The sequence below is a fragment of the Seonamhaeicola sp. genome, assembly GCF_028281565.1.
GTDB lineage: Bacteria > Bacteroidota > Bacteroidia > Flavobacteriales > Flavobacteriaceae > Seonamhaeicola.
Genome location: NZ_JANQJQ010000021.1, coordinates 61,783 through 75,001 on the forward strand (window position 1 = coordinate 61,783; position 13,219 = coordinate 75,001).

Here is a 13,219-nt window from a genome sequence, read left to right on the forward strand (position 1 = left end):
TGACTAAATTGATATGGCAGTTTTAAAAATTTAATTTGCAGTATATGTAATGAAGCCTATAGAACCGCCTTCATCATGGGATTTGAAAAATAAATTGAAGCCTCTTTAAGTATAGAAGATTTGGTAATCTAAATTTAGATAAGTGAGATTTAAAACCTACATATTATTATTTTGTTTTATAGCCATCTGGAGTATAAAAGGACAGAACATCACATTTGACCATTATAATGATAGTGATGGCCTATCGCATAGTTCTGTTAGACATATAGTACAGGATAAATATGGGTTTTTATGGTTGGGGACATTTTCAGGGCTGAATCGATTTGATGGCTATGAATTTAAAACATTCACAAGCTCGGATTCCGGAAATAACAAATTATTGAATGATGATATAACGGCACTAAAGTTAGATAATGGGTCAAATAATTTATGGATTGGTACAAGGAATGGTCTTACGCGTTTAAATTTGCTAACAAACACATTTACCACTTTTTTACCCGATGTAAACAATAATTTTAGTTTGCCTGACAAAGAAATAAGGTCCGTTTATATCGATAAATTTAACCGTATATGGGTCGGTACGAAAAATAGGGGACTATACTTATTTGAACAGGATGTCAATAAATTCACTAAAGTTCCACTAAAGGATTTTTATTATATAAAGGCAATATTTGAAGATAATAGCGGGAATATTTGGATTGGAAGTTATGAGACGGCATCTATTGCAAAAATTACCTTAGATGACAATGGAAATATTTCGGAAATAGATGATTATACCATTAAAATACCTAACTCCACCGAGATTAACCCTTATGTGAATTTTATTTATGAAGACGCCAAGAAAGATATTTTTGTAGGAACCCGTGAGGGACTTTATAAATTTGATAAATCGGAAGCTACTTTTAAAAATTTAACCTTTGAAAATGAGGATGTCAAAAATAAATTAGGCACCTATTTTATTTCTGTAGCCAGATCCCCTAATGGTCGGTATTGGGTAGGTACTTTAGGAGGGCTTTTGGTATGCGACACCTTGGAAGAGATTGGTAAAGGGGAATACCAATGGTATTATTCTGTGCTATCCGATAATGCTTCTATTGTCGATAATTTGATCTCATCCCTTTACTTTGACGCCTCCGGAGTGCTTTGGATTGGAACCGAAGATGGTTTAGACAAATATGATCCCTTTAAGAATCAGTTCAAGGTTAACAAAGACATTTCAAAATATATTGACAATCAATTACCAAGAATTAGGGGGTTTACAAAAAGTGTAAACAATGAAGTCATTGTAGCCACAAGACATGATGGACTCTTTATATCCAGGGAAGGGGAATTTGTGCCATTGTATAATAACGGTAGTGACTTGGCGAGTATTTACTCCAAGGATGGCAATACTATATATTGTGGGTTGTGGAACGGGAAGATATTACGTTATAATTACACCAAAACCGCCTCTCAAATTTTGGATCTTGGTTTTAATTCGGCTCCCATTTTTAGCGTTATTGAATTAGACGGTAAACTAATTGTGTGTTCTTTTGGAGAGGGAGTGAAGATTTTTGAAGCCAAAAGCTTAAAACAACTGGATCATATTTTGCATAACTACGAAGTAAATAATGTGGTATCACATTCCGATGGAAAATTGTGGTTTGCTACAGAAAATGGAGTCGTTAACTATAATTTTATTAATAGGAATGTGACATCATTTAATCAGGACCAGGCAACGGGTCTTGGTTTACCTCACGACAATGTCAGTGATATTCTTTCAAGTTCTAATGGACAGGTTTGGGCAGCTACCCGTAAGGGTTTAGGTGTTTATAATCCGGATACAAATGCGTTTATTGAAGTGGTAGATGAAATTAGTGAATTGAAAGGGAGGTGGATTACCGATATCCTTGAGGATACTAAGGGAAATCTATGGTTGAATATGAATAACAATAGAATGGCTAAATATCATGTTGAAACCAATGAGGCTCATATATATAATATAAGTAGTGGCAACAGGTTGGATGTTTTTAGCTCCAGTGGCTTTTATAATTTTAATGATTCTGTTGTTTATCTGGCTGGAAAAAACGGAGTCATTTATTTTGAACCTTATAACATCGATGAGAATAAATGGACCCCTAAACCGGTTATTACAGAATTCAGAATAAATAACAAGCCGGTATTGCCAGGTTTAACGGTAAATGGTCAAGTACCGCTTGAATCCAATATAAATTATTCAAAAAGCATAACGCTTAACTATGCCAACAGAAATTTTTCTATTCAGTTTTCTGTGCCGTCCTACACAAATGAACGCTTGAATAAATTTAAGTATAAGTTAGAAGGTTTTGATGAAAACTGGATAGAAAGCGGAAGTAGTTCAAGAGTAGTACAATACACTAATTTACCATCAGGGACCTATAATTTTAAAATAAAATCCAGCAATAATGAGAATTTATGGAGTGCGTTCTCATCCTATACAATTGAGATTTTACCCCATTTTTGGTTAAGCTACAAGGGGCAGGCGATTATTGTATTTATTTTGGGAATAGCATTTTATTTTACGAGGCAACAGATAAGAAGTAGAATAAAATTAAGACGAGAACTTTTGACCGAAAAAGTGAAAAGGGAGCGAGATGAAAAATTAAACAACGAAAAGTTGAGGTTTTTCACCAATATTTCCCATGAACTAAGAACACCATTGTCACTAATTTTAGGGCCGGTAAAGCAATTGATGGACTATGAAAATAGTACTGATTATCATAAAAATAAGGCTGGCTTAATTCTCCATAATGCTAACAGATTGTTGAGGTTGGTCAATCAAATATTGGATTTTAGGAGAGCAGAGACGGGTGAAATAAAATTAAAGGTGTTCCAAACAGATGTTTTACCAGATACCCAGGATATTTTTTATTCATTTATGGAATTGGCCCAATCTAAGAATATAAACTTGAATTTTAATATAGAAGAGGAGAAAGTAGTGTGTTGGATAGATATGGATAAGTATAAAAAAATCCTGTATAACCTGCTTTCTAATGCGATTAAGTTTACCAATAATTATGGTAATGTGGATCTGTTTATAGGATTTAGTGAAACTAATGAAAAGTTGATTCTTGAGGTAAGTGATGATGGCATAGGGATTCCCAAGGAAAGCATAGGAAAGATCTTTTCAAGGTTCTATCAAGCATCAAACAGTAAAGAAAATACCACTGGTACCGGAATTGGCCTGTCCTTGGTGAAAGCTTTAGTAACTTTACATAAAGGAACTATCAATGTTAGAAGTGCCATAAATGAGGGTAGTATTTTTACGGTAGAGTTACCAATAGCCAAATCTTCATACAATGAGGATGAAATATCAAGTTTTATTGACAGTAAAAAGCAGGTAAAAACCATTGAACAAACATACGCGTCCGAAGTCAATAATTATTCCAAAAAAATAATACAAAATACAGACGTAAAAAACACCATATTGGTCATAGACGATAATCCGGAATTAAGAAATTATTTAATTGATTTTCTTTCTGGTGATTATAAAGTGTATGGCGCGGAAAATGGCAAAGAAGGTTTAGAACTTTGTTATAAAGTCAAACCGGTGCTCTGTGTTGTTGACGTTATGATGCCTGAAATGAATGGGTTTGAATTTGTCCAGGCGCTCAAGAATGACGAGAACATTAGCCATACAGCAATAGTTTTATTAACCGCCCTTGCCGAAAATGAAAATAAAATTAAAGGATTTAAAATAGGAGTGGATGGCTATTTGGTGAAGCCGTTTGATCCGGCCTTATTGAAATCCAGAATAGACAATATTATTAAGATTCATTTTGACCTTAAGAAAAAGTTTTCCGGTGAAGCAGAAAGTGATGTTATAACGCTTGCCCATTCACAGATTGATATTGATTTAATTACAAAAGTTAAAAGTATTATTGAAAAGAACTTAGAGAACCCAGAGCTAACCCCTAATTTTATTTGTTCTGAAATAGGCCTGAGTTCTTCAAAATTGTATAGAAAAATAACCCAACTAACGGATTTGTCACCTAACGAATTTATTAGAACGCTGAGACTGAAAAAATCGGCCAAATTGTTAAAAACCAAAAACCATAATGTGTCTGAGGTAGCGAATATGGTTGGTTTCAATGATCCTTATTATTTTAGCAGGTGTTTTAAAAAGCAATTCGGTTATGCCCCAAGTCGACTAATTAAATGACCTTTTGATACCATATGGACATCAATAAGCACCTCCTTAGTCTTTAGTTGCGCTTTTCAGCCTTCTCCAGTACCTTTTTAATTTTATTCATTTCAAAAACCGGGTCATATTCCGGGTTTTTTTCATTCGGTACAGGCGCGTTCATGGAGAGGCGCCATGCATTTAATTTATGGGACAGTTCCTTTACTTTTTCCGGATGGGAGGCGGCCAAATTATGCTGTTCGCTTATATCTTCCTTTAAATTGTATAATTCATAAGCATGATCCTCAAAATATTCGTGAAGTTTCCAATTACCTGAAATGATTACGGAACCTGGTCGCGTTCTAAATAATGGGTCACGAGCATCATCTTTTCCGGGGTTGTATGCTTGGAGGTAAATTGGAAAATGAAAATATAAGTCACGAGTCAAAGTGTTATCACTATGCTTTAATTGAGGCGTTATATCTATCCCATCTAAAATTGATGCTTTGTCTGGTGCTCCAACAATTTGTTGTAATGTAGGGTAGATATCTAATTGACTTACCGTATTGGTGTTTTTACCACCTGCCTTAACATGGTTAGGCCACTTAACGATAAATGGGACTCTTATGCCTCCTTCATAATAGGAACCCTTTCCAGCTTTTAAAGGTGTTTGGCTTGATATAGATCTTATACCTCCATTATCTGAAGTGAAAATAATCAGGGTATTATTTTCTAAACCTGAATCCCTAAGTGATTTAAGCAGTTTGCCCACATTCTCATCCATAGAAGCTACCATGGCAGCATAATCCGCTCTGTCCTGACCATGGCTCCCTTGTTTCTTTTTAAATTTTTCAACCAAGGCTTCTTTGCCCATGATTGGGGTATGTACCGTATAATAAGGGAGGTAAACAAAAAAACTGGACGCTTTGTTCTTTTCAATAAAAGATATAGCCTCATTAGTCAATCTATCGGTCAGGTATTCACCTTTGGGGCCATCTTCGATAAAATCGATATTATATGGTGAAAAATAACCATCTTTACCCGGGTTGCCTTTACCGCTTCCCCCTACGTTATAATCTATTCCTTGTTCTGCTGGATTCTCACCAACATGCCATTTCCCAAAATTTGCAGTTTTGTAACCAGCCGATTTTAACATTTTAGGCAAGGTATAAACCTCATTAGTTAAATGCTTGGTGTTTTTTATAGGGACTATTTTTCTAGTTCTGCGATCACCGCGGTCTGAGGGACTGACCGTAAAAACACCATGTCTGGGGGTGTTTAAGCCTGAAATGAGACAAGCCCTGCTGGGGGCACAATTGGCGGCTCCGGCATAAGCATTGGTAAAAACCATACCGTCTTTAGCCAATTGGTCTATATTAGGAGTTTCATAATAATTGCTGCCCATATAGCCTAAATCCTTCCAGCCTAAATCGTCTACATTGATTAAAACAATATTGGGTTTGCTTGCGCTCTCAGGCTTTGTATGGATTTCTTTTTTACAGCTTGATAAGGATGCAAAAAGAATAAAGGCATTAACAATATGCGTTGAAATTCTCAATTTATAAATCACTTTGGTTAATTATTTGGTATAGGTAATCTTCGGTTTTGGATTTTTGTTATCGGTTTAATCATAAAGCTATAATTGTAATCTTGTGCCGGCACTCGAAACTCCTTATGAGGTAAAGCCTTTTGAGACCAGCTATCATCACCTCCAACGCCCATTTGTTTATGGTCTATGTTCAGTGTAATATAATGACTTTTTTCCAAGTCATAAGTATGGAGGGCGTCTTCAATATTTTCAGCGCTATAAGGCCAGGCACTAACACTTAAATTATCTGATATGCCCGATATATAAAGACCTTTGCCTTCCTTATTGGTTAGAGAAAACCAACGCACCTCAGTTTTGTTACTACTTTCTTGTGGACGGATATAACTATAATAATCGTTCATCACAGAGGCTTTGTACAGACCTACATCAGCACTTAGTTGCCTGTCATTATAATTTTCATGCGGACCCTTCCCAAGATAAGTGAAATTGTCTAAGGCATTTGAAACTTTTACCTGCATACCATATTTTGGCATAATGGGGAGTCCACCATTTTTAATTACCTTAAAGGAGTTATTTACTGTTAAAGTACCGTCACCATAGATGTTATAGTTTATGGTAATATGACCAATACTGTCGAATACATAAAGAGTAGAAACCTTAACTTGTTCAGAAGACACTTGGGTAACTTTAACGGTTTCTAAAGTTCTTTTTTTCATGGCATTTTTCCATACCTTAAGCTTTTTTGGTGTTTTAGCACCAGCGCGATCGTTATCGGTTACCGGCCTCCAGAAATTTGAAGCCAAAGCGCCTTCTAGAAATTCTATGTCATTTTGTTTAAATGAAACTAAATCACCTGTCTTTTTATTGAATGTGATATTAAATCCACTGCCATTTACCTTTACTGCATTGGTATCTTCAATGAATTTAACCTCAGACTTTTTATCCGCTCTATATGCGGTTAATGGCTTGTTAAATGGTAGTTTTAATTGTTCCCAAGCTATTTCATGGCCTTGATCGGCCCATGACGTCTCGTTTTTAAGTTTAAAGCCTACACGCACAAAATATTCCGCCCCGGGTTTAAGTTTTGGTTTTTTAAAGGGGAGGCTAAGATTAGTAGTTTGATTAGGAGGTAAATCTATTGGCGATAGGATGCCAGACTGTAATGTTTTGCCATCTTCCTGTAATTGCCAAAAAATATCAAATGCATTAAGGTTAGTAAAGTCAAATAGGTTTTTAATTTCAACAACACCTTCAACTAAATTTTTTGCTTTTATCACGATAGGTTGGAATACTTTTTTGACTTCCCAGGACGCTGGTTTAAGTTCCCTATTAGGGCCAACAATACCATTTAAACAGAAGTTCCCCGAATTTATTTTGGTATCACCCATATCGCCGCCAAAGGCATAATAGGGTTCACCTTCAGGTGTTTTTTGTGCTAAACCTTGATCACACCAATCCCAGATATATCCTCCGATAACCTGTTTGTTGTTTCTGAAAATATCCCTGTATTTGAACAGGTTTCCTGTTGAATTCCCCATGGAATGCGCATATTCACACCATATTATGGGTCTGGTCTCACCTTCTAACTCAGACATCTTAGCCATATATTCAATAGGGTTATACATACGGCTGATCATATCTACATAAAGGGGATCCTTAAGTATTTTGTTCTCGACCTTGGCTTTGCCTCCTGTAGTTTGTGCGCCTTCGTAGTGCACAGGCCTTGTAGGGTCGTAAGAACGTATCCAGTTGGCCATAGTGGCATGGTTAAACCCGGAACCTGATTCGTTCCCTAAAGACCAAAATACAATACTTGGGTGGTTTTTATCACGCTCAACCATACGAACCGCCCTTTCTAAAAACGCGCTGGACCAAGCAGGGTTGTTACTTAATTTCCCTCCTAAACCATGGCTTTCTAAATTAGCTTCATCCATAACATAAATGCCATGTTCATCACACAGGTCATACCAGCGTTCATCATTGGGGTAATGCGAGGTACGAACCGCATTTAGATTTAGCTGCTTCATAAGCTTAATGTCCTTCAGCATCGATACTTCACTTATTACTTTTCCCGTAATAGGGTCGTGATCATGACGGTTTACACCAAATATTAAAACGGGTTCACCGTTTACGAAAAACTCCCCGTCTACAATGTTGGTTTCCCTAAATCCTACTTTAGTACTTCGGGACTCCAATATAGTACCATCGGCATTTTTAACATTGAAAACCAATGTATATAAGTTAGGGGTTTCGGCACTCCATTTTTTTGGATTGCTAACAACGGTTTGTAATAAACCAAAATCCGGTTTGCCCCGTTGCTCAAATTTCTCATGGAATACTTTTTCCAGAGGAATGCTTAAGGCTTTGTTGAGTACTGACTCGCCGTTTTTATCAAATAGTTTAGCTTCCAATTGGTAACCTTTGATATTGATATCATCAAATACTTTAATTCTAGGACGTATTTTTAGTAGGGCATCTTTATAATGGTCATCCAAATCTGTCTGTACATAGAAATCATATAGTTGTACTTTTGGTGCTACTGTTAAATAAACATCCCTCTGAATACCACTAAGGCGCCAATGGTCCTGATCTTCAAGATAAACACCATCACTCCATCTATAAACTTTTACAGCTAAAGTGTTTGTGCCCGATTTCAAATAGGGGGTAGCATCAAAATGAGTTGGTAACATGGTGTCTTCGCTATAACCAAGCAGTTTACCATTTAACCAGACATAATATGCCGAACTTACACCGCCAAAAGTCAGTGTTACCTGGCTGTTTTCCCAATCTTGATTCATTTCAAAAGTAGTGCGATAGCAGCCGGTCGGGTTATCGTCTTTTGGCGTATAGGGAGGATTCACCGGTTCAAAAGGGTAAATGGCATTAGTATAAATCGCTGTTCCGTAACCATGTAGTTCCCAATTTGCCGGTACCGGAATAGCAGGCCATTTGCTATCGTCAAAGTTTTCAGTTTCAAAATTTTCAGGAGCTTCAAGAGGGGTAGGGCTCCATGAAAATTTCCAGTTACCATTTAGTGATTTGTAACGGGAAGAGCCCCTTTTATTATTTTCCAAAGCCTCTTTTTCATTTGCAAAGGAGTGTGAACTGGCTTTACTTGGTAATCTATTGATACCGGATACCTGAGGATCCTCCCAGGGCTTTATCGGGTCTGTTATTGTTTGAGTTGATGCACTTTGCGGATTTAAAAAAGCAAAGAAAATTAAGAATAATAAAACTTGTGACTTAACCATCCTATTAGTAAAATTTAGTAGTTAAATTACAAAGTACTTATATAGCGAATGAATAGGTGCGACCGCTTGTCTCAAAAAAGGGGGTGAAATGAGACAGAGGACAAAAAGACAGGAAAAAGGTAAAGATGCAATGACTAAATAAGAGAGGCTTGATCGGCATATTGTGTCGGGGTAAGGCCATATTCTTTTTTAAAGCATTTGCTAAAATATTTCAAATTGTTAAATCCGGTCATATGGGCAATTTCCGAAACGTATAGGTCATCTTTCTTTAAAAGTTGTGTAGCTCTTTTTAACCTGATTTTTTTAATGAATTCAACAGGGGTTTCATCGGTGATGGACAGGAGCTTTCTATAAAGACTCGCTCTGCTCATACCCACTTCAGAAGCTAAAAATTCTACACTTAAAAGGTCATCATCAATATGGTTTTCAATAATTTGGACTAACTTTCTAATGAGTTTTTCGCTATTTGATTCAAGTTCAACTTCAGACGGTTCGGCAGAAATAACCCGACTGTATTTCTCTTTTAAATTACGCTGCTTAAATAGGGTGTTTTTAACTTTCCACTTTACAAATTCAATACTAAAGGGTTTTTCAATAAAATCATCTGCCCCAATTCTTAAACATTTTATTTTTATATCATCGGACCCTCTGGCTGTAAGCATAAAAATGGGGATATGACTAATCTCTGGGTTCATTTTAACACGTTTAAGCATTTCAACACCGTCTTCTTCGGGCATAGAGATATCACTTAAAACAAGTTGGGGCTTATCACTGATTATTTTCTCGTAACCAGCTTTTCCATTACCAGCCTTTAATACATTAAAATCTTCAGCAAGCTCTTCTTCCATCATATTTAGCAATTCCAAATTGTCTTCAACTATAAGAATAGATGGTTTTGATTTTGCCTTATTGCCCGGAATGGCCTCTTCTGCCGTTATATTATTACTGTAATGATAATCCTTTAGTTGGGATAATAAAGAGCTGTCCTGGACTTCATTACTGGTACCTATTTCATTTGGAAGGTAATTTTTCTTTTTGATGGGGAAGTAAAACGTAAATTTGGTTAACTTGTTTTTTTCGCTTTCTACGTTAATAAACCCCTTATGTAATTTAACGAGTTTTTGTACCAACTCCATGCCTACGCCTGTGCCGGATACTTGATGCTTAGGGATGTCTTCGGTTTGGTAAAACCTGTTAAATATAAATGGAATGTCTTTTTTATCTATTCCCGAACCGGTGTCAATGACCTGACATACAATATACTCTGTAGTTCCGGTTTTATCAAACGCATCTTCCTTTACCATAGATTCTACCAATAAATCTATACTTCCTCCTGTTGGAGTGTATTTAAAAGCATTGGACAATAAGTTAAACAATATTTTTTCTAAAATTTGATAGTCATACCAGGCTTTTAAAGTAGACTTGTCACATTTAAAAGTATAGTCTATATGGTTTATTTCCGCTAAGTCATTAAAGGCGTTTTTTATCTTTTTTATATCATCAATGATATTATTCTTGGAAACTTTTAATTTAAACTTTCCAACATCATACTTCCTGATGTCCATGATTTGATTGATAAGCCTATTAATACGAATCGTGTTGTTGTGGATACGTTGAGCAGTTAAGGAACTCATAGTATAATTCTTTTCCCGAACTACCTTTTCTATAGCCCCCTTGATAAGTGTTAAAGGCGTCCTCAGTTCATGCGAAATATCTGTGAAAAATACCATTCTCATATTATGGTACTCATTATCTTTATGTCTGCTTACGGTCTCGGCAACTAGGTTCTTTTTTAATCTGTACCATTTGCGCATTAAATAAAAGGTAACATATAAAGTAATTAAGGCTAAAAGCCAGTATAAACCGATGGCTAAATTACTTTTCCAAAAGGGAGGGGATATGGAAAAAACTAATACGGCCGGATCTTCATTCCAAACCCCATCACTGTTGCTGCTTTTAACCTTGAAGGTGTAATTTCCCGGAGGAAGGTTGTTGTAATTGGCATTGCGGTTTGAAGCGTCCGTATATACCCAAAAGTTGTTCACACCTTCCAACATGTAAGCGTACTTGTTTTTACTTGGAGAAGTGAAATCTAAAGAAGAGAATTTGAAAACAATATTGTTCTCTGTGTGAGACAGATTTATCCTTTCATTTTTACTTAGCTTGTTTTTAAGGTTTTGATTGTTGTCATAAATCAATTTATTATTGGCTTCATCTCCAAAAATCGAAAAATCGGTTATAACCGTATTGGGTATTAATGTGGTTTTATTAAATCTAACAGTATTGATATTATAAAATCCTCCCAAAGTTCCAAAATAAACATTATTGTCAAGCACATTATGCGAATTAAAACTGAATTGTACGCCCTTAATGCCTTCATCGACACCAAAGTTTTTAACCTCCTGTATTCTGGTGTCAAAAAAAGAAATGCTCTCATCACTGTTAATCCACAAATTCCCGTTCCTGTCCTCTTCAATTCCGGAAATGGTCAGGGATAATAAGCCTTCAGATTTTCCAAATGTTTGAAAGGAATCATTTTTTCTATTGTAAAGATTTAAGCCTCCGCCTCTGGTGCCAATCCAAATATCCCCATCCTTGCTTTCTTTTAAACTTAGAATGGCATTAGAAGAAAGTCCGCCTTGTTGTTCCGGAACATAATGTTTTATTTTTTCTTCTACCAGGTTAATCCTGAATAAGCCGTTACCCCTGGTGCCCACCCAAATATTATGATGCTGGTCTAAATGCATAACAAATACATTATCATTACTAAGGCTGGAAATGGCATGTTTTGCAAAGCGCGAAATCTCAGCTTTAGTGTTGATAACATCTATGCCGCCTCCCCAAAGCCCAACCCAGATTTCACTGTCATTAACGGCAATAATATCCCTTACGGATTTACTATAGGTTTTAAGGGTGTCGAGCATGGGGTATGATCCATTAACAGTATAGTTTTTGGTTCTTACTAATTGCCTGTCGTACCCTATAAGTAATTCTTTTTTATAATAATCAAATGTAATGGCACCAATATCATTTGTAGTTCTTAGATACGGTTCATGAGATTTAGTTTTCAGGTGATATCTATGTAGGCCCCTGCCGTTAAATGAAACAAGTAATTGGGCTTTGTTCTCTATTAATATGGAGGAGGCAAAAGTATTTTGGAAAGCCACGCTAAAGGAATGATATTCAAAAATGGAGCTCTTACTTATCAACTTACTGACCCCTCTTTGTGAGCCGATCCAAAGGTTGTCAAATTTATCAATTAGGGTAGTGTTTATTTGATTAGTGATATCAGTTTGGGTTTCATAAAGATCAAAATTATAACTGTTTTTGGTTCTTGTACCTTTAATCAGACCATTATCGGTCCCTATCCATATGGTATGACCCTGATCCTCTACAGTGAGGCTGTTGATTCTAGTATTCAAAGTCTCATTCTGGGGGAAATTACCGGTGTTATAAGATTCCTGAATGTCTAATTCGTAATCATTTTCATGGTAGCCAAGAACATAAATGGCACGATTGGTGGCTGCAATAAAGTTGTTGTTCCCCTTATAAAGAGCAATAGTGTTTTTGTTAAAACCGGTGCTCTTTTTGGTTAGGGAACTATCCAGGGCCATGATGCCTTTGGAGGTAGCAAACCAGTGTCTTTTATAATGATCTTCAAGATATTGGTTTATCTGACCAATGGAACCAAATACTTTCTCTCTGTCTTTATAATTAAATTTGGTGTCTAGTATGGAGGTTTCCGTGGTTTCATGAGGCGTAATTTTAATAAGGCCTGTTTTTGGCAGGAAGGACCATATAGTACCGTCCATGGATTTACCAAGCACTTTTGAAGTCTTGTCCCTGTAATAACCTTTGAACGAATTGTTTGCTCTATTGTAACTAATAAGATAGCTCTCGCTTCCTAACCATAAATTTCCAAAATCATCTTCAACAATAGAGTTAATATTGTTATTGGGTAAGGAACGCTCATCAAATACATTGTATTCGTATTTGTCAACGCCTTGCCCATAGTACTTATAAAGACCGTTGTTTGTGCCAATCCATAAAAAACCTAAACGATCTTCAAACACACAATTGGTTTTCTTGTGAAAAGGAACGCCTTCAATACTTAATGGTGTAAAGGAAGATTCAATGTTTTGTGTAAAACAAAGTATATTGAATAATAAAGAAAAAAAAACTGATAACGCGTTTTTCATTTAATATTTGTTCAAAGGTTCCTAATATAAATATAAGAATTTCGATGGCCAATCAAATCATCCGGATAGAATTACCACC

Annotated in this window: 4 protein-coding genes; 1 reads left to right on the forward strand and 3 read right to left on the reverse strand. The window is 36.0% G+C overall.

Annotated elements, in window-relative coordinates; translation table 11 throughout:
• Window positions 1–142 precede the first annotated feature (142 nt).
• A complete protein-coding gene (locus Q0983_RS10190; protein ID WP_299552298.1) occupies window positions 143–4,180 on the forward strand; it encodes a hybrid sensor histidine kinase/response regulator transcription factor in 4,038 nt (1,345 codons plus the stop codon).
• A 43-nt stretch (window positions 4,181–4,223) separates the two neighbouring features.
• Here Q0983_RS10190 and Q0983_RS10195 read toward each other — a convergent pair whose 3' ends face one another.
• The 3 genes from Q0983_RS10195 to Q0983_RS10205 all read right to left on the reverse strand — a co-directional run bounded on the left by Q0983_RS10195 (window position 4,224) and on the right by Q0983_RS10205 (window position 13,140).
• Window positions 4,224–5,711: a sulfatase gene (locus Q0983_RS10195; RefSeq protein WP_299552301.1), complete on the reverse strand. Its 1,488-nt coding sequence runs from the start codon at window positions 5,709–5,711 to the stop codon at window positions 4,224–4,226.
• Window positions 5,712–5,716: 5 nt separating this feature from the next.
• The gene (locus Q0983_RS10200) at window positions 5,717–8,941 is read right to left on the reverse strand and encodes a glycoside hydrolase family 2 TIM barrel-domain containing protein (RefSeq protein WP_299552304.1); all 3,225 of its coding nucleotides are present in this window, start codon (window positions 8,939–8,941) and stop codon (window positions 5,717–5,719) included.
• Window positions 8,942–9,075: 134 nt separating this feature from the next.
• Window positions 9,076–13,140: a hybrid sensor histidine kinase/response regulator transcription factor gene (locus Q0983_RS10205; protein WP_299552307.1), complete on the reverse strand. Its 4,065-nt coding sequence runs from the start codon at window positions 13,138–13,140 to the stop codon at window positions 9,076–9,078.
• Window positions 13,141–13,219 lie beyond the last annotated feature (79 nt).

Excerpts from the sequence above, each read along its gene's own strand:
- Q0983_RS10200 (WP_299552304.1), bottom strand. The coding sequence starts at position 8,941 with ATGGTTAAGTCACAAGTTTTATTATTCTTAATTTTCTTTGCTTTTTTA.
- Q0983_RS10205 (WP_299552307.1), bottom strand. The coding sequence starts at position 13,140 with ATGAAAAACGCGTTATCAGTTTTTTTTTCTTTATTATTCAATATACTT.